This is a genomic window from Streptomyces sp. NPDC029956, assembly GCF_055574655.1.
In genome coordinates this window covers 1-25,220 of the sequence record NZ_JBVHZJ010000015.1, presented here as the reverse complement: position 1 = coordinate 25,220, position 25,220 = coordinate 1, and the positions used below count along the sequence as shown (strand labels likewise).

General features: G+C 72.1%; 20 protein-coding genes and 1 tRNA gene. 6 read left to right on the top strand and 15 right to left on the bottom strand.

Features of this window, described 5'->3' with window-relative positions; translation table 11 throughout:
- Nucleotides 1-151: 151 nt before the first annotated feature.
- The 4 genes from ACZ4XX_RS14610 to ACZ4XX_RS14595 all read right to left on the bottom strand — a co-directional run bounded on the left by ACZ4XX_RS14610 (nt 152) and on the right by ACZ4XX_RS14595 (nt 6,151).
- Nucleotides 152-1,597, bottom strand: a complete 1,446-nt coding sequence (locus ACZ4XX_RS14610; RefSeq protein ID WP_468508294.1) for a Cys-Gln thioester bond-forming surface protein — start codon at nt 1,595-1,597, stop codon at nt 152-154.
- A 225-nt stretch (nt 1,598-1,822) separates the two neighbouring features.
- Nucleotides 1,823-2,404, bottom strand: coding sequence for a single-stranded DNA-binding protein (locus ACZ4XX_RS14605; protein ID WP_468508293.1), 582 nt, complete (start codon nt 2,402-2,404; stop codon nt 1,823-1,825).
- 203 nt (nt 2,405-2,607) lie between these two features.
- Entirely contained in the window at nt 2,608-4,281 is a 1,674-nt protein-coding gene (locus tag ACZ4XX_RS14600) for a GTPase (RefSeq protein WP_468508389.1), read from the bottom strand.
- Nucleotides 4,282-4,540: 259 nt separating this feature from the next.
- Nucleotides 4,541-6,151: a dynamin family protein gene (locus ACZ4XX_RS14595; RefSeq protein ID WP_468508388.1), complete on the bottom strand. Its 1,611-nt coding sequence runs from the start codon at nt 6,149-6,151 to the stop codon at nt 4,541-4,543.
- Between the two features lie 302 nt (nt 6,152-6,453).
- On the opposite strand from ACZ4XX_RS14595, the gene ACZ4XX_RS14590 reads away from it, so the two are divergent.
- A tRNA-Arg gene (locus ACZ4XX_RS14590) sits at nt 6,454-6,526 on the top strand.
- A 443-nt stretch (nt 6,527-6,969) separates the two neighbouring features.
- Here ACZ4XX_RS14590 and ACZ4XX_RS14585 read toward each other — a convergent pair.
- The 3 genes from ACZ4XX_RS14585 to ACZ4XX_RS14575 all read right to left on the bottom strand — a co-directional run bounded on the left by ACZ4XX_RS14585 (nt 6,970) and on the right by ACZ4XX_RS14575 (nt 9,946).
- Nucleotides 6,970-7,617: a hypothetical protein gene (locus ACZ4XX_RS14585; protein WP_468508292.1), complete on the bottom strand. Its 648-nt coding sequence runs from the start codon at nt 7,615-7,617 to the stop codon at nt 6,970-6,972.
- 530 nt (nt 7,618-8,147) lie between these two features.
- A complete protein-coding gene (locus ACZ4XX_RS14580; protein ID WP_468508387.1) occupies nt 8,148-8,567 on the bottom strand; it encodes a pyridoxamine 5'-phosphate oxidase family protein in 420 nt (139 codons plus the stop codon).
- A 368-nt stretch (nt 8,568-8,935) separates the two neighbouring features.
- Nucleotides 8,936-9,946, bottom strand: coding sequence for a GNAT family N-acetyltransferase (locus ACZ4XX_RS14575; protein WP_468508291.1), 1,011 nt, complete (start codon nt 9,944-9,946; stop codon nt 8,936-8,938).
- Between the two features lie 356 nt (nt 9,947-10,302).
- Between ACZ4XX_RS14575 and ACZ4XX_RS14570 the strand changes: the two genes are divergently transcribed.
- On the top strand, nt 10,303-11,571 hold the full coding sequence (locus ACZ4XX_RS14570; RefSeq protein ID WP_468508290.1) for an MFS transporter: 1,269 nt from the start codon (nt 10,303-10,305) through the stop codon (nt 11,569-11,571).
- Between the two features lie 173 nt (nt 11,572-11,744).
- The gene (locus ACZ4XX_RS14565) at nt 11,745-12,449 is read left to right on the top strand and encodes a class E sortase (protein WP_468508289.1); all 705 of its coding nucleotides are present in this window, start codon (nt 11,745-11,747) and stop codon (nt 12,447-12,449) included.
- 12 nt (nt 12,450-12,461) lie between these two features.
- On the opposite strand, the gene ACZ4XX_RS14560 is transcribed toward ACZ4XX_RS14565, so the two are convergent.
- On the bottom strand, nt 12,462-13,799 hold the full coding sequence (locus ACZ4XX_RS14560) for an esterase-like activity of phytase family protein (protein ID WP_468508288.1): 1,338 nt from the start codon (nt 13,797-13,799) through the stop codon (nt 12,462-12,464).
- Nucleotides 13,800-13,960: 161 nt separating this feature from the next.
- Between ACZ4XX_RS14560 and ACZ4XX_RS14555 the strand changes: the two genes are divergently transcribed.
- Nucleotides 13,961-15,112, top strand: coding sequence for a winged helix DNA-binding domain-containing protein (locus ACZ4XX_RS14555; RefSeq protein WP_468508287.1), 1,152 nt, complete (start codon nt 13,961-13,963; stop codon nt 15,110-15,112).
- Nucleotides 15,113-15,171: 59 nt separating this feature from the next.
- On the opposite strand, the gene ACZ4XX_RS14550 is transcribed toward ACZ4XX_RS14555, so the two are convergent.
- From ACZ4XX_RS14550 to kdpF, 4 genes are read right to left on the bottom strand one after another with little or no spacing between them, the layout of a single operon-like run.
- Entirely contained in the window at nt 15,172-15,846 is a 675-nt protein-coding gene (locus ACZ4XX_RS14550; protein WP_468508286.1) for a potassium-transporting ATPase subunit C, read from the bottom strand.
- Between the two features lie 2 nt (nt 15,847-15,848).
- A complete protein-coding gene (kdpB, locus tag ACZ4XX_RS14545) occupies nt 15,849-17,954 on the bottom strand; it encodes a potassium-transporting ATPase subunit KdpB (RefSeq protein ID WP_468508285.1) in 2,106 nt (701 codons plus the stop codon).
- Nucleotides 17,951-19,615: a potassium-transporting ATPase subunit KdpA gene (gene kdpA, locus ACZ4XX_RS14540; protein ID WP_468508284.1), complete on the bottom strand. Its 1,665-nt coding sequence runs from the start codon at nt 19,613-19,615 to the stop codon at nt 17,951-17,953. The genes kdpB and kdpA overlap by 4 nt, the downstream gene beginning before the upstream one ends.
- 8 nt (nt 19,616-19,623) lie before the next feature.
- Nucleotides 19,624-19,713: a K(+)-transporting ATPase subunit F gene (gene kdpF, locus ACZ4XX_RS14535; RefSeq protein WP_033204243.1), complete on the bottom strand. Its 90-nt coding sequence runs from the start codon at nt 19,711-19,713 to the stop codon at nt 19,624-19,626.
- Between the two features lie 476 nt (nt 19,714-20,189).
- Here kdpF and pucL point away from each other — a divergent pair, with 476 nt between their 5' ends.
- A complete protein-coding gene (gene pucL / locus ACZ4XX_RS14530) occupies nt 20,190-21,107 on the top strand; it encodes a factor-independent urate hydroxylase (protein WP_468508283.1) in 918 nt (305 codons plus the stop codon).
- A gap of 29 nt (nt 21,108-21,136) precedes the next feature.
- On the opposite strand, the gene crcB (ACZ4XX_RS14525) is transcribed toward pucL, so the two are convergent.
- Both crcB (ACZ4XX_RS14525) and crcB (ACZ4XX_RS14520) read right to left on the bottom strand, forming a co-directional pair.
- Complete coding sequence (gene crcB, locus ACZ4XX_RS14525; protein WP_468508282.1) at nt 21,137-21,490, bottom strand: fluoride efflux transporter CrcB; 354 nt, start codon at nt 21,488-21,490, stop codon at nt 21,137-21,139.
- On the bottom strand, nt 21,487-21,930 hold the full coding sequence (crcB, locus tag ACZ4XX_RS14520) for a fluoride efflux transporter CrcB (protein WP_468508281.1): 444 nt from the start codon (nt 21,928-21,930) through the stop codon (nt 21,487-21,489). Before crcB (ACZ4XX_RS14520) ends, crcB (ACZ4XX_RS14525) begins: the two co-directional genes overlap by 4 nt.
- 385 nt (nt 21,931-22,315) lie before the next feature.
- On the opposite strand from crcB (ACZ4XX_RS14520), the gene ACZ4XX_RS14515 reads away from it, so the two are divergent.
- Nucleotides 22,316-23,587 (top strand): IS701 family transposase, encoded by a 1,272-nt coding sequence (locus tag ACZ4XX_RS14515; RefSeq protein ID WP_468508280.1) that lies wholly within the window; start codon nt 22,316-22,318, stop codon nt 23,585-23,587.
- Between the two features lie 122 nt (nt 23,588-23,709).
- Here the strand turns inward: ACZ4XX_RS14515 and ACZ4XX_RS14510 are convergent, their stop codons facing one another.
- Complete coding sequence (locus tag ACZ4XX_RS14510; protein WP_468508279.1) at nt 23,710-25,095, bottom strand: PucR family transcriptional regulator; 1,386 nt, start codon at nt 25,093-25,095, stop codon at nt 23,710-23,712.
- Nucleotides 25,096-25,220: the final 125 nt, after the last annotated feature.

Genomic DNA, 25,220 nt, shown 5'->3' with positions numbered 1-25,220 from the left:
GCGGAAACGGAGCCCGGACGTGCGACGACCCCGGACGCTGACGCGTTCCGGGGTCGTGCGGTGATCACGAGGCGATCATGATGTGACGCAGATCACTTCACGGGATCGGGTGGCTTCCCGGTGCCGGCGGGCCGGCACCGGGGGCCTGGGATCAGGCGCCGGCGGCCTTCTTCTTGCGGAGGAAGAACACCGCGCCGCCGCCGATCACGACGAGCGCGGCGGCGATGCCGGCGATCATCGGGGTGGCGTTGGAGCTGCCGGTCTCGGCGAGGTCGCCGCCACCGGTCGTGGTGGCGCCGGTGGTGCCGCCCGTGGTGTCACCGGTCGCGGGAGCGGTGGTCGACGGGGTGGGCTCGGTCGGCGGCTCGGTCGAGGGCTCCGTGGTGGGGGTCTCGGACGGCTTCGGGCCGGGGGTGGCCGTCTTGCAGTCCAGGACGCCCTCGAAGGTCTCCTCGAAGCCGTTCGGGCCGGTGATGGTGAACTTGTAGGCCTCGTCCTCGGCGAGCGGGACCGGGATGGTCTTCGTCTCACCGGCGGCGATGGTGTACGAGGTGCCCTTCAGGTCGAAGGTCCAGGCCTCGTCGCCCTCGTTGGAGGCGATGACCTCCAGGCCGCCCTTGGCGCAGTCCTTGGCGACCGTGACGGCCGGGACGGCACCCTTCTTCGCCCACGTGGCCGAGGCCTGGGCGGTGACGGTCGACTCGCTGGAGCCGGCCAGGATCAGGGTCTGGGACGGGCCGTCGATGGAGACGAACGCGCGGCCCAGGGAGACCTTGGTGGTGGCCTCGGCGGTCAGACCGGCGGTGCCGTCGGCGGTGCCGGCGGGAACGTCGAAGTAGACCTGGTCGCCGTTCTTGGCCTCGGTGACGGCCTTGCCGTCCTTGTCCACGATCTTGACGCCGTCCGGGGTGCCCGGGGCGGTCGCCAGCTTGGCGATCTCGGCGTTGGTGGAGACGGTGATCGGGCCGAGCCGGTCACCGGCCTTGCCCGCGACCGAGGACGGGGAGAGCGAGAGGGAGGCCTTCGGCTCCTCGAGCTTGACCGCGTCCTTCAGGAGCTGCTCGGTGAGCTTCCGGGCGTCGGGGCTCTTCGGCGTCGCCGTCACGTCGTCGGACAGGGTCCAGATGGCGGCCTGGGTGGCCGCGGCGGCCTCGTCCTTCGACAGGTCGACGTCGAGCTTCTTGCCGAGGTCCTCCGCGGAGAGCTTCGGGTAGCCGTTCTCGAGGATCCAGAGGATCTTTCCGGCGTTGTCGTTGTTGTGCAGGGAGGACTCGTCCCAGCCGACTTCCTTGTAGTCGAAGTCGTGCTTGGCCGGCGTGCGGAGGTCGATGCAGTAGGTCTGGAGAGTGCCCCCGCCCTCGACCTCCATCTTGAAGAGGCCGCCCTTGACGCCCCACTTCTCGCCGTTCTTCTCGGAGATGACGACGTCGTCCCGGTCGGTCATCCCGCCGAGCTTCGCCGTCACGCCACCGGTGCCCGGGGCACCGTCGTCAGCCAGCGCCGGACCGGCCGTCGCTATCGCACCGGCCATGACGAGGCCGGAAACGAGGGCGGCTGCGGCGAGGCGGACAGCGCCTCGTCCACGAACTGAATACATTGCTTTCCCCTCCGGGCGAGACGCTCCACGAACATCGTTAGATTCGCGTGGGGGGAGCGCACGCCAGCAGATCACAGACCCGATGGGCTCACGTGCCACATGAGTACCCGGGAATCCTAGGGATGCGGAACCCCCGGGTGCCCGGCCATACGGTCAGATAACCATTCCGAATCGGAATCGTTATCACCCAGGGCCAGTTGGTCGACAAATCCCCACAACACAAGGTCAGGGCACGGTCACCAACAGCGTCGCCGACTCCTCCGCGGCCTCCGCCGCAACCGCCCACGGGTCGCCGTCCGGCGCCGGTCCGAGCACCGGCACCCCCTCCGCCGTCCCCACCTCAGGTTCCTTCCGAGACAAGGCTCCTGACCCCGGCCCCGGTCCTGCTCCCGGCCCGGTCCCTGGCCCGGATCCCGGTCCGGTCCCTGGTTCCGAATCCGCCCAGAGGGGCCGTGCCGCCCGCCGGAAGGCCGCCGTCCCCCGGCTCAGATCGTGCCCCACGGCCAGCGCGGCCACGTCCACGAAGGTCTTGCGCTGCCCGTCCCGCTCGTCCTCACGAACCCTCAACCGACCGTGCACCACGAGCGGTTCCCCGACGGACACCGAGGCCGCCAGATTGGCCCCGAGGGAGCGCCAGGCTGACACCGTGTAGAAGCTGGTGGGCCCGTCCGACCAGAGCCCCTTCTCCCGGTCCCAGCGGCGCGCCGTCACCGCGAAGCGGAACCTGGCGAGGCCGCCCGTCGCCGTGTCCCGGTACTCCACCGCCGTCGCCACGTTGCCGACGAGCGTCACGGTCGTGTCGTTCATGGTCCGTTCCCCCACCCTGCGTTCACACTGCTGTCTCTTCACCGGTCGGACACCATCGTGGGGCTGCGGAGAAGATGCCGCCGGGGGCTGTGGACGAGGGCAGGAATGTGGACAACTCCCACACCCGGATGGGCGTACGGGAGGCGAAGGCGCCCGCGCCCGGTCGGCCGGGGAGACACCGGCGAGGTCGGCCGAGCGCGCCGCTACCTCCCCCGTACTCCCGTCCGCGTCGCACCCAGCCGCCCCGTACCCCCGCGGCCTCCGCCGACGATCCGTGCCGACGGGCGGGTGCCCACCACCGTCGCGTACTGCTCACGCACCTCGCGGTAGCGCATCAGCTCCGCCGCCACCGGGTCGAGCACCCGGGCCCGGCCGCAGGCCGCAGCCGCCTCGCGCAGCCGGCGTTCGGCCTCCTGCCCGTACCGTCGCGCGGGGCCCTTGACGGCTCCCTCGCAGGCCCATTCGACGAGCGGTCCGCCGATGATGCCGCCGAGCATCACCAGGACCGGCGGGAGCAGTCCCGGCTCGACGAGACCCACGATCTGGCCCACCAGCCACAGGGCGCCGAAGATCTGCAGGAGCGTCATCACGGCCTGCGCGAGGACGGCCGCGGGCCACCAGGCGGGGCGGGGCGGCCGCGCCGCCGCGTCGCCGATGGTGACCGTCAGCTCGTCCAGCGCCTCGGGCAGCCCTGCCGCCCCGCGCGCCGCCGCCTCGCGAACGGCCTGCGCCCAGGAGGTCGGGAGTCCGCGGGAGGCCTCGTCGGCGACGACCCGGACGGCCTGTTCGACGCGCTGGCGTGCCGTCAGCTCGTCCTCGACCGGGGCGGCGAGGTGCGGGTCGGTGGAGCCGTGCTCGCGGATCCGCTCGTACCAGCGGTAGAGCCGCAGCCAGGGGGTGCCGCAGGCGCGGATGGCGCCGCGGCGCCAGACCCGTTCGGCGGCCTCGCCGGCGGCCTGGGCGCCGACGGCGACGGCGAGCCGGTCGGTGAAGGCGTCGCGGGCGCGCTCGTCGAGTCCCGACCGGCCGTCGCCGAGGTAGGCGGGACGGAGCCGGGCCGCGGCGGCGTCGACGTCGGCGGCCAGTCGGCGCTCGGGGGCGGTACGTTCCTGGACGAATCCGCCGACCATCTCCCGCAGTTCGGGGACGCCCTCGCCGGTCAGGGCGGAGACGGCGAGGACGGTGGCGCCGGGTTCGCCGTGCTCGCCGAGCGCGACGCCGTCCTCGTCGAGGAGGCGGCGGAGGTCGTCGAGGACGAGGTCGGCGGCCTCCGTACCGAGCCGGTCGATCTGGTTGAGGACGACGAAGGTGACCTCGGCATGCCCGGCGAGCGGCCGGAGGTAGCGCTCGTGGAGGGCCGCGTCGGCGTACTTCTCGGGGTCGACGACCCAGATGACGGCGTCGACGAGGCCGAGGACCCGGTCGACCTGGTCGCGGTGGGCGGTGACCGCCGAGTCGTGGTCGGGCAGGTCGATGAGGACGAGCCCCTGGAGCCCGGTGTCGGCGGCGCCGCCCGCGAGCGGCCGGCGGCGCAGCCGGCTGGGGACGGCGAGCCGGTCGAGCAGCCCGGCGGCGCCCTCGGACCACGAGAGCGCGATGGGCGCGGAGGTGGTGGGGCGGCGGAGTCCGGTCTCGGACACGGGGACGCCGGCGAGGGCGTTGAAGAGCGTGGACTTGCCGCTGCCGGTGGCACCGGCGATCGCGATCACGGTGTGCCGCGAGGAGAGCCGCTGCCGGGCGGCGGCCTCGTCGAGCACCCGCCCGGCCTCGGCGAGGGCCTCGCTCTCGACCCGCGTACGGGAGAGCCCGACGAGTTCGTGGAGGGCGTCGAGGCGGGCACGCAGCGGCCCGCCGTAACTCCCGCCGAGGGGCGGCAGGGTGTCGGGCTCCTGCGTGTCGTCCGCGCCGGGAAGTACGTCGGCGACGGCGGCACCCCGTTCGGCGGCGCGCCGCGCGATCAGCCCGTCGTCCCAGCGCCCCGGCTGCTCGCGTTCACGGTCGCCGCCGTGACCGTGGTCACGGCTCCTGTCTCCGCTATCTCCGTGGCCTCCGTGGCCTCCCCCGGCCCGGGCACCGGCAGCGCTGCTCCCTTTCTCGGCACGGCCACCGGCGCGCGACTCGTCGTCGTCCACCACGTCACTTCTCCTTCTGCAGTACGGAGAGCGCGGCGATCAGCTCCGCCTGCGGCTCGGGGGTCACGTCGAGCGCTTCGAGGGGCGCGAGGCGCCGGTCGCGTTCGGCGTGCAGGACACGGTCGACGTACGAGAGGACGAGTTCGCCGCCCTTGTCGCGCAGGCGCAGGGCGGCCTGGGCGCCGAGCAGTTCGGCGAGGCGCTCGCCCGCGGCCCGGGTGCGGCGGCCGCCGAGGAGGGAGGCGGCGAGGAGGGCGGCGACGGTGTCGGCCTCGGGGGCGGCCGTACGGTGGGCGGAGGGACGCTCGACGGTGCGCACCTCCTCCTCGGCGAGCTCCTCCAGGACGCGGCGCCAGCGCCGTACCTCCACGCCGGTCCGCTCGGCCGTGTCGCGGTCGCCGCCGGTCCGGGCGGGGCCGAGTGCGTCTGCGGCGGGTTCGCGGCGCCAGGCGTCGCGGACCCGTTCCTCGGCGGCGGAGACGGCGCAGTGGAGGAGGGCGGCGAGGGACTCGGCGAGGGCGTCGAGGAGCTCGTCGGCGGTGCTGTCGCGGGGGTAGGCGCGCCAGCGGGTGCGGGCGTCGCCGGCGAGGACGGCGCCGCGGCCGAGCTGTTCGCGTACCCGCTTGGCCTGTTCGCCGTAGGCGGCCGCGACGGCGCCGCCGAGGCGGACGGAGGCGGCGTACTGCGCGGCTACGGCGCCGGCCAGTTCGGGGAGCCGGGCGTCGAGGGAGTCGATGACGCCGGTGGCGGTCCGGTCGGCGGCCTGCTGGCGGGCGGCGGGGTCCTCGGCCCGGTGGGCGAGCCAGCCGCGGAGGGGGGCGACGGCGGAGTCGGGGAGGAGGCCACTGCCGCCGCCCGCGGACTCGGGGAGTTCGGGGATGGTGAAGCGGGGCACGTCGCCGAGACCGGCCTTGTCGAGGAGGGCCCCGTACTGGCGGGAGACCTCGCCGATGACCTGATGGGGGACGCGGTCGAGGACGGTGACGAGGGTGGCGTCGTACTCCTTGGCGGTACGGAGGAGGTGCCAGGGCACGGCGTCGGCGTACCGCGAGGCGGTGGTGACCATCACCCAGATGTCGGCGGCGCAGATCAACTCGGAGGCGAGGAGCCGGTTCTCGACGACGAGGGAGTCGATGTCGGGGGCGTCGAGGAGGGCGAGGCCGCGGGGCATGGAGGCGGCGGTCTCGACGCGGAGCGCGTTCTCCTCCGGGGGCGGGGCGTCGTCGGCGTGGTCGTCGTCGGCCTGGGGCAGCCAGACGCGGGTGAGCTGCGGCAGGACGCGCATCCCGGCGAACCAGTGGTGGTCCTCGGGGTGGCAGACGAGCACGGGGGTGCGGGTGGTGGGCCGGAGCACGCCGGACTCGCTGACGCGCCGCCCGACAAGGGAGTTGACGAGCGTGGACTTGCCGGCCCCGGTGGACCCGCCGATGACGGCGAGCAGCGGGGCGTCGGGATCTTTGAGCCGGGGCACCAGATAGTCGTCGAGCTGAGCGAGCAGCTCGGCCCGGGTCTGCCGGGCGCGTGGCGTGTCGGGGAGGGGGAGGGGAAGGCGCACGGCGGCGACACGGTCGCGCAGGGCGGAAAGTGCGTCGATCAGCTGAGGCCGTTCGTCCAAGGTCACCACATGCGAAGAATGCCCAATTTATGAGTGTTTTTGAAGCCTATTGCGGCCCTGCGCGCCGAAGAGAGGGGTGTCGACCGGAAGCTCAGGCATAACGAGTGCACAACACCCGCCCCGAGCGGCGTGAAAACCGCTGCGCGAATCGCACCTGCCTGCGATTATCGTTCCGCTTCACCGAACCTCCACATCGTGCCACGCAGGTGAAGCAACCGGGCCAAGGCGATCGGAGCCCTATCCTTGTCCCGGCAGGCCACACCCCACCCACAAGGGGCTCCTGGCCACACGGCCACCACCCGGCCCCCGTAGCTCAGTGGATAGAGCAGGTGCCTTCTAAGCACTTGGCCGCAGGTTCGAGTCCTGCCGGGGGCGCACGACGGAAGACCCTCCTTCGGGAGGGTCTTTTTGCTGTTCAGCGGCGGTCTCGGGTAGGCCCCGGAGAGGCCGGTCGCACCTCACGGCGGGGTGAGGCGCGTCCGGCGCGTCCGGCTGGGACCGGGGTTCTGCGGGTGGCCACGGAGAATACGCGGAGACATCTCCAGCCGGTCGCCGCTGCCGGTCCGGCAGCTCCCCCGGCTGCTCCCCCGCCTGCTCGACGCGGCGCTTGAGGTCGGGCAGCTGCCCGCCGGCGCACCGGGCACAGGTGGAGAGGAGGACGGGGACGCCGTTGCCGACCACTCGGCAGCGGTCGCGGGCAGGACGCCGGCGATGAGCCGGTTCGTCAGGCGCGACCGGTGGCGATCACTGGATGCGCCATCCGACGTGAAGACCCCCGGGCCGGACGGGCGGAATCCCCTCCGGCCCGGGGTGCGCCTCTAGTCGAAGGCGAGACGGTTCGACGACATGACGTTCGCGGTGACGTTCAGGGTGGTCGTCGCCTGCGCCATCATCATCTGAACTCGGTAGCTGTAGTTCTGGAAGGCCGCGAGGCCGTCCACCTCCGGGTGTTGGATCGGGGAACAGACATGACAGGCAAGGGAGTTCACCCGGTTGTCCCAGCCGATCTGCCCGAGGTTCGTGTAGTCGCAGTAGAGGGTGAAGGACGCCCCCGAGCCGCTGTTGCCGTCGTAGAAACGGGCGACCACCCAGGGGTGGCACGTACCGGCGGCCTCAGCCGCGGGCGCGGCGGCTACGCGGGTCCGCTTGGGGACGGCGACACCCCACTTGCGGGCGACGGCCTTGGCGGCCTCGCCGGGAAAGCCGCCCCTGTCGAGCAGGTCGAGGTCCGCCTCGCGCTCGGTCGCGAAGCAGGTGACCTTGCCCTGTCCCTTCGCGTCGTGGCAGTGGGACTCGCCGATCCGCTCCTCCAGCGCTGCCAGGGTGGTCACGTCGCCCTTGTACTCGACGCGGGCGGAACTCGTGCCGGTCCCCGCGTCGGAGGTCTCGGCGGAGGCCGTGGCCGGGAGGGCGAGCATGGTCATGAAGGCTGCGGCCAGCACAGCGACTACCTTGTTTCTCAACATGCCTTGACCGTAGGGACTTTGAGACCTCACGGGGGCAGGTTCTCGACTGACGCCCGCAAGTCCGTCAGATACGGGCCGTCGGCACGCTGCCCGCACTGCGGCGAGCGCGACAAGTGGCCACACCCGTCACTGCACCGGTGTCTCGAAGCGCCATGGGCGACTCCCGCCCGGGCGCCGGAGCACGCCACTTCACAGAGTGCTCCGGCGCGGCCGACAGAGCGGCGGCCGATCAGCCGCCGACAGGGACCGATCAGGGGGGCGGTCAGGGGGCGATCAGGGCTGGGAGCCTCCTCCCGAGTGGTCGATGACGTTGCCGTTGGAGCAGTTGTTCTTGTGGTTACCCGTCCAGTCGCTCAGGGCCCCTGACAACCGCAACCGTCCCCCCTGGTCACGACGCACTCAGGTGACCCGTTCCGGCAGGTCAGGCGACCCGCGACCTCCTGGCCGCCCACCCGGCCTCGGACATCCCCTGCGACAACCAGGGCAACCGGCGCGGCGCCTGAGGCCACGCGACGCCCCCGGCGACGGCCTCAGTCCTGGGCGGGGAGGTCCCGGTCCGGGATGTCCTGGGCGGGGGGATTCCCGTCCGGGAAGTCCAGGGCGGTTCCGTACAGCCGGGAGACCTTGAGCTCGATCACCACGCGCCGGTCGGGCAGCGGCCGCTCGCCGGGGCCCGCATCGGCGGCCGGGTCCACGATCTCCGCCTCGCCCTCCGCCACGGCGAACGACCAGACGTCCGGACCGCTGACGTGGAGCGAGGCGTGCGGGTCGCGCCGCAGCCCGCGGACCTTGAGGCGATCGGCCGTCGAGGAGACGCGCAGGACGCGCTCCTCGGCGTTCCAGTCGTAGAGGACGGTCGACAGGTGCGGGTGCCCAGTGCTCCTGACGCTCGCGAGTACGCCGAACCGCTGCCCGCCCAACAGCCGGGAGAGCTCCTGGTCCGTGAGCACACGGGGGGCCGGGCCGTCGTTCCGGGTGGTGCCAGTGGTTCCGGTGGCGCCAGCGGTGCCAGTGGTTCCGGTGGCGCCAGCGGTGCCAGTGGTTCCGGTTGCGCCGGCGGTGCCAGCGGTGCCAGTGGTGGTCTCGGTGCCGGAGTGCGCGCTCATGGGACAGCCCTTCGGTGGTCGGACGGCGGCTGGGAGTGGAGCCCGGATCGGCCCGGACCGGAGCCGGATGCGGCAAGCGCACGCGGCCTCCCGCCCGTTGGCGCCACACAAGGAACCGTAGCAGATGGTTTTGTTGCAGACTATTCTCGGCAGTCCTGCCGACGCGTGCCGTCCTCGGCCTGCTCGTCACCGACCCCCCGCCGGCCCGTCGGTCACTCGGCGATCAGGTCCAGCTGGTACTCGTACGTGCTGCGGTGGAAGCGGAAGCCCAGCCGGCGGTTCACCGCGATCATGTGGGTGTTGTCCTGTGCGTTGTCCGTCTCGATCTCCTCTATCGCGGGGTGCTCGGCACGGAGCCTGCGCACCATCTCCGCCTTCACCCACAGCCCGAGCCCGTGGCCACGATGGGCGGGCGCCACGGCGGTGTCGTACTGCAGGGCACGCAGGGTCTCCCCCGAGCGGATGACGATCTCGGTGTAGCCGGCCATCTCGCCCTTGCCGAGCGCGGCGGTCGTCAGCAGCAGGTCGCCGCGGTCGGCCAGCACTTCGGCCATCGCGCGGACCCGGTCGGCGGTCCAGGTCCGGCTGCCGAAGTCCATGTCACCCGTGGGCATGTCGTTCATGGCGTTCTTGGCCGCGGCGAACGCCTCCGCCAGCTCGTCGGGGACCGTGCCGGTCCAGCTGACCAGTTCGTAGCCGGGGTGTTCGGCCTCGGCCTCGGCGACGTCGGCGTCCGCGACGTCGAGCAGCAGATGGTCGAAGGCCAGGACCCGCCGAAAGCCGCGGGCGGCGCAGAAGGCGCCGGTCGGCCCCTCGCCGGGCGCGGCGGCCACCAGGCTGCGACGGTCCTCGTCGCGTGCCGCCCGTACGACGGCGGCCAGCAGGTGCGAGCCCACTCCCGAGCGCCGCCGGTCCGGGGTGACGTGCAGCTCCAGCTCCGCCAGGTGCTGCTGACCGGGCGAGGTGAACAGCCGCAGACCGGCCACACCGACCACCGTGCCGTCCCCGTCGGTGGCCAGCCACAACAGCCGACGGTTGTGCCGGCCGACGACGGCGAGCTGGGCGTGGGTCTGCTCGAACGTGGGCCGGGGCTCCTCGGGCAGATCTGCGGCGAGCGAGGCCGACACGACCGCGTGCCAGGCGGTGGCGTCCTCGGTCGAGACCTGGGTGAGGGGAACGGCGTTGATCATGTGGAGCCTCTCGGTGGGGATGGCTGCTGTCACCTGCGCGGGGCCGGCTCCGAAGACCGTCCGGGAGGACGGCTCGGGAGGGCCGCCCGGGAAGGCCGCCCGGGTGATCCGCTCGGGTGATCCGGCCCAGCCTGAGCCATCGCGTCACGTTCGGGCCATCGCGTTTTCTCCGTCGCCCTGTCCGGGCCGACGGTGGGGAGTGCCGGTGGACCGGTGGACCGGGGGCGCTGCCGGTGGATCTCGATGCATTCCGATGCTTCTTCCCTGCACGTGCAGTAAGGCCCGCACTCCGAGACCCGCGCTCCCCGGGCCCGCACTCCCCGAGGCCCCCAGCGCCGCCCCGAAGCCGCCCCGAAGCCGCCCCCGAGCCCGCTGCTAGCCTGCCGATCATGATCGAGGGCAGCCCGGCCGACCGAACGGCCCGCCTGGCCCGTGTCGCCGGCGACAACGGGCCGGAGCGCGTGCTGATCGCCGCCAGCTTCGTCAACCGGGTCGGCAACGGCCTGTTCAACGCGGCGTCGGCGCTCTACTTCACCCTGATCGTGGGCCTGCCGGCGGTGCAGGTCGGATCCGCGCTCACCATCGCCGGACTGATCGGCCTGTTCGCGGGGATACCCGGGGGTCATCTCGCCGACCGGCGCGGCGCGCGCACGATCATGATGCTGGCCCTCGCGGTCCAGGCGGTGTCGATGTCGGCTCTCGTGTTGGTCGAGAGCTGGACCGCGCTGACGGTCCTCGCGACGGTCGACCAGATCGCCGCGGCGGCCGGCGGAGCGGCCTGGGGCGCTCTGGTGGCCAGGGTCGGGACCGAACGCCCGGCGCTGTTCCGGGCGAAGCTGCGCACCTTCGTCAATCTGGGCGTCATCTTCGGAACGGTGGGGTCGGGGCTGGCGGTGGCGGCGGACACCCGCGGCGCCTACGTCACGCTCATCCTCGGCAACGCGGCGAGCTTCGCCCTGTGCGCGCTGCTGCTGTTCCTGCTGCCGAACTACCCGGCGCTGCCGGCACCGCCGCGAGAGCGTCGCCGGCTCGCCTTCACGGACCGCCCGTACCTGACGTTCACCGCCCTGTACGGGGCCATGGGGTTGCAGTACTCGGTGGTGTCCCTGCTCCTGCCGATCTGGGTCTCCCAGCACACCGAGGCGCCGCGCTGGACGGTGGCTGCGGTGTTCGCCGTCAACGCGGCCTTCTGCGTGCTCCTGCAGACCAGGATCGGCTCCCGTATCGAAACCCCGCACGACGGCGGCAGGGCGTTCCGCAACGCGGGCCTGCTCTTCCTCGTCAGCTGCCCGATGATGGCGCTGGCGGCGTACACGCCGGTCTGGGCGGCCGCGGGGCTGCTCGTCGCGGCGATCTTCGTCCACAGCCTCGGGGAGATCTGGGAGTCCTCGGCGGGCTTCGCCCTGGGCTTCGGCCTCGCGCCCGACCACGCCCAGGGCCAGTACCAAGGCCTCCTCGGCCTCGGCTTCAGCGCGGGCCAGGCGCTTGCCCCCGCGATCCTCACCACGGTGGTGCTCGGCCTCGGCACGGCGGGCTGGCTACTCCTCGCGGTGTTCTTCGCGGCCCTGGGCGCAGCCGGCCCCGCACTCGCCCGCTGGGGCGTCCGGACCCGCCCGCAACCGGCCGATCCCGTGCAGGCCACGCCGACGGCGAAGTGACCGGGGAGCGGCCTGGCGAGGCGCCGGAAGCCTTCCGCCCGGGTGGGACCTCTCCCGCCGTGGATGCCCGGGCGGGGAAGGTGGGTCATTCTGGGGGTATGGGCGCTGTGCGTGGTGGGTCCCCGGGGAAGGGGCGGAGTCGCGGCCGAGGGTCGCGCTCGGCCCTGGTCGGCGTGGTCGCCGCCGTCGTCGTGGGCTTCACGGCGTCGGCCGGTTGCGCGGGCGCTGACACAGGTGGTGGCGGGGACCGCGGCGCCGGTACGACCACCGGCGCGCCCGGGCCCGTGCCGCTCGCTCCGCCGGTCGTCGCCCCTCCCCCCACGCCCTCCCCCACGCCCTCCGCCTCGACGGCCCCCTCGCCCCGGGGGCCCGTCGCCGCCGAGATCTCCATCCCCTCGATCGGTGTCGAGGACCTGGACGTCCTGCCGTACCGGGGGACGACCGACGACCGGGCGGGCACCCGTATCCAGGACCGTGGCGTCGCCGCGAGTCCCCACGGCGCGCGTGGTGGTGTGGGGCCGGGCGAGGTCGGCAACTACCTGGTGACCGCCCACCGGCTCTCCGCCGGCGGGCCGCTGCGGGAGCTGCCCTCGGTCGAGGTGGGTGATGCGGTGCACGTCACCGCCGACGGCACCGTCTACACGTACGAGATCGTCGAGACCCGGACCACGTCGTTCCGTTCGGCCCGCTCGCTCGCCGAGCAGCGCGCCGCCGTGCCGGGCGAGCCGGGCGAGAAGCCCACCCGGGCCATGATCACGCTCTCCACCTGTGCGACCCCCGAGGACAACGCCGCGGGCAACTTCTGGCGGGACGCCCAGAACAACCCCGAGCATCGCATCGACAAGATCGGCGTTCTGACGTCCTCGCGGCCCGCTTAGCGTCCCGGCGCGTCAGCGCAGGCGGTGCGGCAGGCGGACGCGGACCAGCGTGGTGTCGACGCCGCTGTCGACCAGGCGTCCGTTCGCGTCGAAGGCAGCCGGGCCGTCCGTCATGCCGAAGTCGTTGTCGTTGAGGAGGACCAGGGTCGAGGAGCCCTCCAGGGCGATGCCCTCGATCTTGCCGGGGACGCCCTCGACCGTGTTCAGGTCGACCACCAGGCGCTTGGCCAGGACCGGGGCGTCGGCGGCCGCCTCGTCGTCGAGCTGTTCGAGGGCCGGGCTCGCCGTCGTGTCCCACGGGGAGCCGAGGATGTCGGAGCCGCGGCGGAGCCGTACCTCGTAGAGGCGGGAGGACTTGTCCGTGCGTTCCTGGACCAGCACGCGGTCGCCGCCCAGTGCCACGATCGAGGAGATCTTCAGTTCGGACGTCTTCGTCTGGCCGGGCTCCACGACGCCCACCGGGTCGAAGCGGTACGCGTACTCCGCCGTGACCCGGTTCTTGCGGGTCGAGAAGCGCAGCAGGCGGGTGGTGCGGGAGTCCTCGCCGGCGGCCTTGTCCGGGTTCAGGAGCGGGCTCTGCAGCGCCAGCACCAGGTCGCCGTCGGGGAGCAGCGCCAGGCCCTCGAAGCCGCGGTTGATCTTGCGCTTGAGGAAGATCGACGGGAGCGACTCGATCACCGGGTAGTCGGCGCCGGTCAGACCGAGCCCCTTGGGGACGTGGCGGGCGAGGACCCGCCCCTCGGCGGAGACGTGCACCAGCGACGGGCCGTACTCGTCCACCAGCCAGAAGCTGCCGTCCCGGTCCCGTACGAGCCCCTCGGTGTCGAGGCCGTTCACGTTGTACGCGAGCGGGGTCGTGGCGTCGTAGCCGTACGGGGCCTCGTCGCGGTCCGGCTGGTTGGGCAGGCCGGTGACGGGCGCGCCGGAGGCGGTGGTGAGCGGGATGGACTTCAGCACCTGGATCCGGCCGCCGACCGCGCGGACCTTCACGATCGCCGGGTCGAAGCCGGGCACCGGGAACGTGCGTCGCTTGTCCTTGCCGACCGCTATCTGACCGTTGGGGCCCCGGTCGGTGACCGTCCAGTACTCGCCGCGCCGCTCGGCCGGGTACAGGTCGCTGCCGATGCCGCCCAGGTCGACGTCCCGGTCGTCGTCGACGCTGCCGGGCAGCAGGCCGTTGCTGAAGGCGGCCAACGGGATGTCCGGCAGGGTCGCGGTGGAGACGACCCGGGCGGCGGAGCCGTGCCGTGCCGGCTCCGCCTCGGCCGTACCCATGACCACGGTCAGCGCGAGCGCGGCGGACAGCGGAAGGACCACGGCGGCGGGTCGGCGCATGAGGCGCGGATTCATCTGAACTCCCTTTGAACACATGGAATGTCGCCCCTGGCGGCGGCCTCATGGTCCGATTCCGGCCACAACGGTGGGCGACGGGTGGGCGACGTCGGGGCGAGCCGTGGGTGAACGCACGACTCCGGCCCGCGGGTGTCGGTGCCGGGGAGGACAATCGCGCCATGGTGATCACCGCGCGCGCCCTCAACCGCTCCACTCTCGCCCGGCAGCTCCTCCTCGACCGGGTGCCGATCGGGGTCGGGGACGCCGTACGCCAGGTGGTGGCCCTGCAGGCGCAGCAACCGGGCTCGCCCTACGTGGCGTTGTGGAACCGCGTCGCCGGCTTCGATCCCGCGCAGCTCGACAAGGCCGTGGAGGGTTTCGAGCTGGTCAGGTCGACCCTGATGCGACTCACGCTGCACCTGGTGCACGCCGAGGACTACCGGGCCTTCCGGGAGGGCATGGAGCCGACCCTGCGCGGTTCGCGCCTCCACGACCCCCGGTTCAAGGCGGCGGGGTTCACGGCCGAGGACGCCGACGCGCTGCTTCCCGCTCTCCTCGAATTCGCCGGGGAGGCCCGGTCCGGGGCGCAGATGCGGGAGCGCCTCGAAGCGGCCCGGGGCGGGCCGGTGGAGGCCGTGGTGTGGCGGATGATGCGGCAGTACGCGCCGCTGTGGCACGCGCCGACGGGGCCGCCGTGGTCGTTCGGGGCGGCGCAGTCGTTCGTGACGGCGAACGCGCCGCTGCCCGTGCTCGGCGATCCGGAGGCGGCGACGGCGGGGCTCGCCGTCCTGATCCGGCGCTATCTGGAGGGGTTCGGGCCGGCGTCCGTACCCGACATGGCGCAGTTCACGACGGCGCCGCGGGGGAAGGTGCGCGAGGCCGTACGGCTCCTCGAGGGCGAGCTCGAACAGCTGGAGGGGCCCGACGGGATCCTCCTCCACGATGTGCCCGGGGCGTCCCGGCCCGACGAGGAGGTCCCGGCGCCGCCCCGTCTGCTTGCGATGTGGGACAGCATCCTGCTGGCCTACGCGGACCGCAGCCGCGTCATCCCGGCCGAGTACCGCAGGCACGTGATCCGCGTGAACGGCGACACGCTGCCGACCCTGCTCGTCGACGGGTACGTGGCCGGGGTCTGGCGCCCCGTCGAGGGCGGCATCGAGGCCTCGGCCTTCCACCCGCTGCCCGCCCGGGTCTGGGCGGAACTCGCGGAGGAGGCCGCGGCGCTCGACGGTTTCCTCGCCGCCCGCGACCGTCGTGTCTACAGCCGCTACGACCACTGGTGGGTCAAGGGGCTTCCCGCGGCGGAGACCCGTGTGCTGCCGGGGCGGTGACCGCCGCCGGGAGCCGCCGGCGGCCCGATGGCGACCGCCGGCGGCTCGCCGACCGGGGCTCAGCCCTTCGCCGTCACCAGCTGCTTGAGGGCGATGTTGAGCTGGAGGACGTTGACGCGGGGCTCGCCGACGAAGCCGAGGATCCGGCCGTCGGTGTGGTCGGCGACCAGCTTGTCGACGGCCTCGACGTCCAGCTTGTTCACCTCGGCGATCCGGTGGACCTGGAGCTTCGCGTACTCCGGGGAGATGTGCGGGTCCAGGCCGGAGCCGGAGGAGGTGACGGCGTCGGCGGGGACGTCCGACGGCTTCACCGTGTACGAAGCCGTCGAGTTGTCCTTGATGACGGCGGCCTTGGCGGCCTTGACCCAGGTGATCAGGTCCTCGTTGTCGCCCGAGCGGTTCGTGGCGCCGGAGAGGATGATCGAGTACCGGGTGTTGACGCTGTTGGAGCCCAGGCCGTTCGACGGGCGCGGCTGGAACCACTTCAGGTCCGGCGCCGCCGTCTCCTCACCCTCCTTCAGGGGCAGGTTGTAGGTCTGGCCGATCAGTTCCGAGCCGACGACCGTGCCGCTCGCGTCGGTGACCTCGGAGCCGTTCGCCTTGCCGGGGAAGGCCACGTGGGCGACCCCGGTGACGGCCAGCGGGTAGAGGACACCGCACACGACGGTGAGGACGAGGAGGGCGCGAAGGCCCGCCCAGAGCAGACGGCCCGTGCTTCCTACGGAGTTGTTCATGATCAGCCGATTCCGGGGATGAGGGAGAGGAGCACGTCGATGATCTTGATGCCGACGAACGGGGCGACCAGGCCGCCGAGGCCGTAGATCCCCAGGTTCCGACGGAGCATCGAGTCCGCGCCGGACGGCCGGTAGCGCACGCCCTTGAGGGCGAGCGGGACCAGCGCGACGATGATCAGCGCGTTGAAGACGACCGCGGAGAGGATCGCGGACTCGGGCGAGGTCAGGCCCATGATGTTGAGCCGGTCCAGTGACGGGTAGGCCACCGCGAACATCGCGGGGATGATCGCGAAGTACTTCGCCACGTCGTTGGCGATCGAGAAGGTCGTCAACGCGCCTCGGGTGATGAGGAGTTGCTTGCCGATCTCGACGATCTCGATGAGCTTGGTCGGGTTGGAGTCGAGGTCGACCATGTTGCCGGCCTCCTTCGCGGCCGACGTGCCCGTGTTCATCGCGACACCGACGTCGGCCTGCGCGAGCGCGGGCGCGTCGTTCGTGCCGTCACCGGTCATCGCGACGAGCTTCCCGCCCGCCTGCTCCCGCTTGATGAGGGCCATCTTGTCCTCGGGGGTGGCCTCGGCGAGGAAGTCGTCGACGCCCGCCTCCTCGGCGATCGCCTTCGCGGTCAGCGGGTTGTCACCCGTGATCATGACCGTACGGATGCCCATGCGGCGCAGCTCGTCGAACCGCTCCCGCATGCCCTCCTTCACGACGTCCTTCAGGTGGACGACGCCGAGGACGCGCGCGCCCTTGTCGTCCTTGACCGCGACGAGCAGCGGCGTACCACCGGCCTGGGAGATCCGGTCGGTCAGGGTCTCGGCGTCGTCGGCGACCGTGCCGCCCCGCTCACGGACCCAGGCGACGACCGAACCGGTCGCGCCCTTGCGCACCTTGCGTCCGTCCACGTCCACGCCCGACATACGGGTCTGGGCCGTGAACTCGATCCACGTGGCGTGGGACAACTCGCCCTGGTGGCGCTCGCGCAGGCCGTACCTCTCCTTCGCCAGGACAACGATCGAGCGACCCTCGGGCGTCTCGTCGGCGAGCGATGAGAGCTGGGCGGCGTCGGCGAGTTCGGCCTCCGTCGTCCCGGCCACCGGGACGAACTCCGAGGCCTGCCGGTTGCCCAGGGTGATCGTGCCGGTCTTGTCGAGCAGCAGCGTCGACACGTCACCGGCGGCCTCGACCGCGCGGCCCGACATGGCGAGGACGTTGCGCTGCACGAGCCGGTCCATGCCCGCGATGCCGATCGCGGAGAGCAGCGCGCCGATCGTGGTCGGGATCAGGCACACCAACAGGGCGGTGAGGACGATGAGGGAGGTCTGCTTGTCGGCGCCCGCGTAGATCGCGAACGGCTTCAGCGTCACGACCGCGAGCAGGAAGACGATCGTCAGCGAGGCGAGCAGGATGTTCAGCGCGATCTCGTTCGGCGTCTTCTGCCGGGCCGCGCCCTCGACCAGGTTGATCATCCGGTCGATGAACGTCTCGCCGGGCTTCGTCGTGATCTTCACGACGATCCGGTCCGACAGCACCTTCGTGCCGCCCGTCACCGCGCAGCGGTCGCCGCCGGACTCGCGGATGACCGGGGCCGACTCGCCGGTGATGGCGGACTCGTCGACGCTGGCGACGCCTTCGACGACGTCACCGTCGCCGGGGATGATGTCGCCGGCCTCGCAGACCACCAGGTCGCCGATGCGGAGCTCCGTGCCCGGGACCCGCTCCTCGTTCGTGCCGATGACCCTGCGGGCGACGGTGTCGGTCTTGGCCTTGCGCAGGGTGTCGGCCTGCGCCTTGCCGCGGCCCTCGGCCACCGCCTCCGCCAGGTTGGCGAAGATCGTCGTCAGCCACAGCCAGGCCGTGATCGCCCAGCCGAACCAGTCGCCGGGGTTGGTGACCGCGAGCACCGTCGTGACGACCGAGCCGATCAACACCACGAACATCACGGGAGACTTGACCATGACCCGCGGGTCGAGCTTCCTGATCGCGTCCGGGAAGGACGTGACCAGCTGCCTGGGGTCGAACAGTCCGCCGCCGACGCGTCCGGCCTCGGCCGGCCGGCCGCCGGTCGCCCCGGACTGCGGGGGCCGGGTGGGAGTGATGGTGCTCATGCTGCGAGCCCTTCGGCGAGCGGTCCCAGCGCGAGCGCCGGGAAGTAGGTGAGACCGGCGATGATGAGGATCGTGCCGACGAGCAGGCCCGTGAACAGCGGCTTCTCGGTCCGCAGGGTGCCCGCCGTCTCCGGTACGGGCTGCTGCTCGGCGAGCGATCCCGCCAGGGCGAGGACGAACACCATGGGCAGGAACCGGCCGAGCAGCATCGCGATGCCGATGGTCGAGTTGAACCACTGGGTGTCCGCGTTCAGACCAGCGAACGCCGAACCGTTGTTGTTGGCACCCGAGGTGTAGGCGTAGAGGATCTCGGAGAAGCCGTGCGCGCCGGAGTTCGTCATCGAGTTCGAGGGTGTGTCCAGCGCCATCGCGACCGCCGTGAAGCCGAGGACGAGGGCGGGGGTGATCAGGATGTAGCAGGCCGCGAACTTGATCTCGCGGGTGCCGATCTTCTTGCCCAGGTACTCGGGGGTGCGGCCGACCATCAGGCCGGCGATGAACACCGCGATGACCGCCATGATCAGCATGCCGTAGAGGCCGGAGCCGACGCCGCCGGGCGCGATCTCGCCCAGCTGCATGCCCAGCATCGTTATGCCGCCGCCGAAGCCGGTGTACGAGGAGTGGAAGGAGTTCACCGCTCCCGTGGAGGTCAGCGTGGTGGCGACCGCGAAGATCGACGAGCCGCCGATCCCGAACCGGGTCTCCTTGCCCTCCATCGCACCGCCGGCGATGTCGAAGGCGGGGCCGTGGTGGGCGAACTCGGTCCACATCATCAGCGCGGTGAAGCCGAGCCAGATCGCCGCCATCGTGCCGAGGATCGCGTACCCCTGCTTCAGCGAGCCGACCATGCGGCCGAAGGTCCGCGTCAGCGCGAAGGGGATGACGAGGATCAGATAGATCTCGAAGAGGTTCGAGAGCGGGTTGGGGTTCTCGAACGGGTGGGCGGAGTTGGCGTTGAAGTAGCCGCCGCCGTTCGTGCCCAGCTCCTTGATGACCTCCTGCGAGGCCACCGCCCCGCCGTTCCACTGCTGCGACCCGCCCATGAACTGGCCGACCTCGTGGATGCCGGCGAAGTTCTGGATCGCACCGCACGCGACCAGCACGAGGGCGCCGATCACGGAGATCGGGAGCAGGACGCGGACCGTGCCGCGGACCAGGTCGGCCCAGAAGTTGCCCAGCGCGCCGGTACGGGACCGGGCGAAGCCGCGCACCAGGGCGACCGCGACCGCGATGCCCACCGCCGCCGACAGGAAGTTCTGCACCGCGAGGCCGCCGGTCTGCACGACGTGGCCCATGGCCTGCTCGCCGTAGTACGACTGCCAGTTGGTGTTCGCGACGAAGGAGGCGGCCGTGTTGAAGGCCTGGTCCGGGTCGATCGACACGAAGCCGAGCGAGCCGGGCAGCGAGCCCTGCACCCGCTGCAGCAGATAGAGGAAGAGGACGCTCACGGCGGAGAAGGCGAGGACTCCGCGCAGATAGGCGGGCCAGCGCATCTCCACCGACGGGTCGGCGCCGATGCCCTTGTAGATCCACTTCTCCACCCGCAGGTGCTTGTCGGAGGAGTAGACCCTGGCCATGTGGTCACCCAGCGGCCGGTACGACAGGCCGAGCGCGACCAGAAGAGCGAGGAGCTGGAGGACGCCGGCAAGGACGGGACTCATGATCGGCCTCAGAACCTCTCGGGCTTGACGAGGGCGAGGACGAGGTAGCCCAGGAGGGCGGCTGCCACCAGCAGACCGACGATGTTCTCGGCACTCACAGCTTGGCCACCCCCTTGGCGATGAAGGCCACCAGCGCGAAGACCGCGATCGTGGTGACGACGAAGGCCACGTCGGCCATCGTGAGCTCCCGGATGCAGGAAGAAGGAAGAAAGGGTTCTCGGACGAGAAACGGATTCTCGGACGAGACGAGGAAACCTCTCCCCCGGCTGCTTCGCCGCCTCCGTTGACGTGCCCCTAACGCCGTGCACGCCCCTCTTGACGCGTCCCGTACGGCCGGGTGACCTGGCCCACGGGTTCCGGGCTCCACCTGGTTCGGCGCTCGACCATTGCCAGTGGCCGGAAGGGGACATATCTTCGAGCGACACCTACGGACCGGGATGCTCGTCAGTCCCGGGGCGGCCCGCCGTTCACGGGCCGGACGGCGGGGAGCGGAACCTCCGGGGACGACGGGGGGCGCTGGACGCCGGGCGTACGGGATATCCGTATCCACGTACCCGCAGGAGCTGAGCAGCACATGAGCAAGCACGTCCTGGCACAGAACCAGTACGGCAAGGCCGAGAACCGCATCGTCGCCGTGACCCGCAAGGGCAACGACGGCGCGTGGCACGAGATCCGCGACCTGAACGTGTCGGTGGCGCTGCGCGGTGAGTACCGCGACGTCCATCTGACCGGCGACAACGGCAACTGCCTGCCGACCGACACCACCAAGAACACGGTCTACGCCTTCGCCAAGGAGCACGGCGTGGCCTCCCCCGAGGCCTTCGGCATCCTCCTGGCCAAGCACTTCGTGACCTCGCAGGCGGTGATCCACGAGGCGCAGATCCGGGTGGAGGAGTACACCTGGGAGCGGATCTCCGTCCCCACCCGCAAGGAACAGCACTCCTTCGCCCGCAAGGGCCAGGAGGTCCGCACCGCGCAGATCACCTACTCGGCGAACACCGGACTCCAGGTCCTCTCGGGCCTCAAGGACCTCACCGTCATGAACTCGACGAACTCCGAGTTTCACGGCTTCATCAAGGACAGGTACACGACGCTCAAGGAGGCGCACGACCGGATCCTCGCCACCAAGGTCACCGCCCGCTGGGCGAACTCGGCCCCGGCGGCCGCGGACGAGGAGCACGACTGGGACCGCTCGTACCAGAAGGTGCGCCGTCACCTGCTGGAGGCGTTCGCGGAGACGTACAGCTACTCGCTCCAGCAGACGCTGCACGCGATGGCCGACCGGGTCCTGGACCACGTCTCCACGGTCAACGAGGTCCGGCTCAACCTGCCGAACAAGCACCACTTCCTGGTGGACCTGGAGCCGTTCGGCCTCGAGAACGACAACGAGGTCTACTTCGCGGCGGACCGGATGTACGGCCTCATCGAGGGCACCATCCACCGTGACGGCGTGCAGCCGGTGATCGCGACGAGCGACTGGATCACCGCCTGACGAAGCGGATCACCGCCCGAGGAAGCGGATCACCACAGCCTGGCCGTCTCCACTCCCAGCCATACGGCTCCGAGTCCGGCGGCCAGGCTCGCGAGGACGTTGAGCACCGCGTACCCCTTCGCCCCGTCCTCGTACAGCTTCAGCGTCTCGTAGGAGAAGGTCGAGTACGTCGTGAGCGCCCCGCACAGGCCCGTGCCGAGCAGCAGATGGACCTGGGCCGACGTCACCCCGGTGAGCAGACCGAGGACGAACGAGCCGACGACGTTGACCGTGAACGTGCCCCAAGGGAAGCCGGGGCCGAATCGGGCGCGCGCCGCGCGGTCCGTGAGGAAGCGCAGGGGCGCGCCGACGGCGGCGCCCGCGACGACCAGCAGCCAGTTCACGCGCGCCCCACCCCGCCCCGCCCCGCCCTCGCGCGGACGGCCCTGGTGCCGGCGACCCCGGCCCATACGGCGGCGAGCGCGGTGACCAGGGTGCCGCCCAGGTAGAGCAGACCGCGTGTCGGGTCCCCGGCGCTCAACAGCCGCTCGGTCTCGAGGCTGTAGGTCGAGAAGGTGGTGAACCCGCCGCAGAATCCGGTGCCGAGGAAGGGCCGGAGGAGTGGGTGCGGGAGCGCCGTCGACCACTCGGTCCGCCGCTCCGTCACCAGGACCATCAGCGTGCCGAGGAGTGCGCACCCGACGACGTTCACCGTGAACGTGGTCCACGGGAAGGCGCCTTCGGGGGTCGGCCAGACGAGTCCCGCGCCGTAGCGGGCGGCTGCGCCGAGGGCGCCGCCGGCGGCCACCACTCCGACGACCGGCAGTTCGGCGCGCAGTCCCATGGCCACAAGCCTACGAGGGACGGATCAAGGCGAGGCGCACAGGCACGGCCCCCGGCCTGGGGCATTAACCGGGGTCCGGCCCGTGCAGCCTCGCTCTGCGATGGTCCGGCCACTCCGTGCGACGGGTCAAAGCCGGGCCGGCGAGTCTGTCAGATCCCCCTCGGGGCGTTCCGGAGGGGGATGCCGAGGGGCGGACCGGCCCCTGGCGGTGGGCCGCGAGGGCTCCTTGGGCACACCTCTGACCTGCGACGACACGTCGGTAGGTGGTCCGGTCACCATCCGACGGCCGATTCGGGTGCCGGGTACACCTCGCCGCGGGTGGCCTGGTCGGGCGACGGTGGTGGAGCAGCGGGAGGGAGCTGCGCAACCTTCGGGCAGGAGTGTCGTGAGTACATCCGTCGCAACCAAGCGCAGGACCGTGACCGGGTCCGTTCAGCCGGCCGTCCCCCTGGACGTCGTCAGGGCCGTCGGCGCGCCCGGCTCGCGCGAGGACGTCTACGCCGAGCTGTGTGCCGCGCTGTTCTCCGGCTTCCCGCGCCGGGACCAGCGGCTGAAGGCCGAGCAGTATCTGCACGGCCTGCTCACCGCGCAGGGCCGCAAGTCCATCCGTAACATCGCCGCGCAGATAGGCGGTCCGGCCGCCGAACAGAGCCTGCACCACTTCGTGTCCAGCTCCACCTGGGACTGGCAGCCGATGCGGGCGGCGCTCGCCCGGCACCTCGAGCGGAACAGCTGCCCGCAGGCCTGGGTGGTGCGGCCGATGCCGATACCGAAGGCCGGGGAGCACTCGGTGGGTGTGGACCGGCGTTTCGACCCGGAGCGCGGGCAGGTCTTCCACGGCCAGCAGGCGTTCGGGGTGTGGTTCGCGAGCGACGAGCTGAGCGTTCCCGTCAACTGGCGTCTGTTCCTGCCGGACCCGTGGGTGAACGACCGCACGCGGCGCGACCGCGCGGAGGTTCCCCAGGAGGCCGGCGAGGAGACCCTGGAGGAGTGCGCCGTCGCGGCGGCGCTCGACACGGCCCGCTGGCAGGACGTGACCCGCAAGCCGGTGCTGCTCGACATCCGGGGCGGCGCCGGGCGGGCGGCCCTGACCCGGCTCGCCGGTGCGGGAGTGCCGGTCGTGGCCCGGATCGGTCCGGGTTCCCGGCTGGCGATCGCGGACCGTTCGCTGCCCGGATTCGGGGCCGGTCCGCTGTCGGCGGTCCAGATCCTGGAGTCGCTCAAGGGTCTGCGCAGGCCGGTGAGTTGGGTGGACACGGTGGCCGGCGCGCGGACCTCGCGCACCTCGCTGGCCACGGCGGTGCGGGTGGCGCTGCCCACGCCGGGCGGCGAGCGGATGCGTCCGCTGGTGCTGCTCGGCGAGTGGGACGACCCCCGGCGGCCCCCGGCCCGGGTGTGGATCAGCGATCTGACCGGTTCGCCGGTCGGCTCCCTGCTGCGGCTGACGAAGCTGGCCCGCCGGGTGGAGCGGGACTTCGTGGAGGTCGGCGAGGGCGCGGGGCTGCGGGACTTCGTGGGCCGCTCGTTCCGCGGCTGGCACCGGCACATCACGCTGGCCTCTGCGGCCCACGCGGCGACGGTCATGGCCGCCACCGACTGGGAGGCGTCCTACGGCCCCGGCTACGGATCAGGACGGACCGCGCGTACGGCGAGCTGAGCCGCACGGGCGGTCGCAGTCGGTGGCGTGGGCGGCCTCGAACCCCGCGTGGACGGCCTCTCAGGCCCCGCGTGGACGGCCTCTCAGGCCCCGCGTGGCGTCGCAGGGCCCGCGTGGGCGGATCAGACGCTCCGCTCCTGCGGGCCCGGTGCCGGTCGGCCCGGGTCCGCGGTGGCGCGGCCCCTGGCCAGGACCTCCCGGGTGCGCTGGAGGCGCAGCGCCAGCTGGACCTCCAGGACCTGGCCGGGCCTCTGCCACTCGGGGCCGAGGAGTTCACCGATCCGTTCCAGCCGGCGCGAGACCGTGTTGGGGTGGACGTGGAGCGCCTCGGCCGCGTTGGTCGGGCTGCCGCCGGAGGCGAAGTACGCCTCCAGGGTGTGGGTGAGGTCGGTGAACCGCTCCGCGTCGTAGTCGAGTACGGGTCCGATGGCCGCCTCGACGAAGCCGTCGACGTCGTTGTCGTCGGAGAGCAGCAGCCCGAGGAAGCCGAGGTCCTGCACGGACGCCGCCGAGCCGGTGCCGCCGAGGGCGCTCATCGCGTCCAGGCAGCGCCCGGCCTCCTGGTGCATCCGGGCGACGCCGTCCGGGCTCTGGCCGGGTCCGGCGGCGGCGACGGAGACGGGATGGCCGAGCAGCGGGGACAGTTCGTCGGCGACGGCCCTGGCGGCGGCCGAGGCGTCGATGCCGGGGAGCAGCAGCACGATGCAGCCGCCCTGGACGGTCTTCAGACCACTGAGGCGGTACGCGTACGAGGACGCCCACACCACGGCCCTGCCCTGTTCGCCGCCCTCCGGCCGGGCGAGCACGAGGACGTGCGGTCTGCGCAGGTCGACGCCGAGGCGGCGGGCGCGCTGGGCGATCTGCTGGGGTGCGTGCGGCGGGTCGGCGATGAGGTCGTCGAGGAGTTCGTCGCGAACGGGGCCCTCGGCGACGGCGGTGGAGCGCCGCATGAGGAGGAGGAAGGCGACGGACTGGGCGGCGAGTTCGAGGAGTCGCTCGTCCTCGCCGGTGAGGCCGCCGGCGGCGCGGATGACGAGGCCGCCGAGGTCTTCTGAGCCGGCGATGACGGGGGCGACCCAGGTGTCGTCGTCGGCGAGGACCGGGCGGCGGCGGGCGTGCGCGTCGAGCGAGGCCTTGGCGACGGCCTCCTCGACGAGGCCGGGTATGTCTCCGGCGGTGGCGAGGCAGCGGCCGCCCTGGTCGCGGATCATCACCGTGGCGTCGAGGGCGTCGGCGGCGGCCTTGGCGACGCTGCCGAGGTCCCCGCCGGCGAGCACGAGGTTCATGATGCGGCCGTGGGCCTCGCTGACGTGCCGCATCCGGGTGAGGCTGGTGCGGACCCGGGAGCTGTCCCGTTCGAGTTCGGAGACCTCGGCCCGGGTCCTGTCGAGGAGTCCGGCCTTCTCGACGGCGAGTGCGGCGAGGTCGGCGAGCGCGGTGAGGAGCCCGATCTCCTCGCCGGTGTGGCGGCGGACCCGCCGGTCGGCTCCGTGCAGGACGCCGATCACGGTGTCGGGGGGGGGGGGGGGGGGGGGGGGGGGGGGGGGGAGGTGGTCGGCGCGCAGGGACGATGCGGCGAAACCGTCGAAAGAGGGGGGGGGGGCAAATGTGGGGAGGGGGTTGAAGGGGGGGA

Excerpts from the sequence above, each read along its gene's own strand:
- kdpA (WP_468508284.1), bottom strand. The coding sequence starts at position 19,615 with ATGAGTCCCGTCCTTGCCGGCGTCCTCCAGCTCCTCGCTCTTCTGGTC.
- ACZ4XX_RS14605 (WP_468508293.1), bottom strand. The coding sequence starts at position 2,404 with ATGAACGACACGACCGTGACGCTCGTCGGCAACGTGGCGACGGCGGTG.
- ACZ4XX_RS14610 (WP_468508294.1), bottom strand. The coding sequence starts at position 1,597 with ATGTATTCAGTTCGTGGACGAGGCGCTGTCCGCCTCGCCGCAGCCGCC.
- ACZ4XX_RS14560 (WP_468508288.1), bottom strand. The coding sequence starts at position 13,799 with ATGAATCCGCGCCTCATGCGCCGACCCGCCGCCGTGGTCCTTCCGCTG.
- ACZ4XX_RS14585 (WP_468508292.1), bottom strand. The coding sequence starts at position 7,617 with ATGTTGAGAAACAAGGTAGTCGCTGTGCTGGCCGCAGCCTTCATGACC.
- ACZ4XX_RS14570 (WP_468508290.1), top strand. The coding sequence starts at position 10,303 with ATGATCGAGGGCAGCCCGGCCGACCGAACGGCCCGCCTGGCCCGTGTC.
- pucL (WP_468508283.1), top strand. The coding sequence starts at position 20,190 with ATGAGCAAGCACGTCCTGGCACAGAACCAGTACGGCAAGGCCGAGAAC.
- ACZ4XX_RS14550 (WP_468508286.1), bottom strand. The coding sequence starts at position 15,846 with ATGAACAACTCCGTAGGAAGCACGGGCCGTCTGCTCTGGGCGGGCCTT.
- kdpB (WP_468508285.1), bottom strand. The coding sequence starts at position 17,954 with ATGAGCACCATCACTCCCACCCGGCCCCCGCAGTCCGGGGCGACCGGC.
- ACZ4XX_RS14555 (WP_468508287.1), top strand. The coding sequence starts at position 13,961 with ATGGTGATCACCGCGCGCGCCCTCAACCGCTCCACTCTCGCCCGGCAG.
- crcB (WP_468508281.1), bottom strand. The coding sequence starts at position 21,930 with ATGGGACTGCGCGCCGAACTGCCGGTCGTCGGAGTGGTGGCCGCCGGC.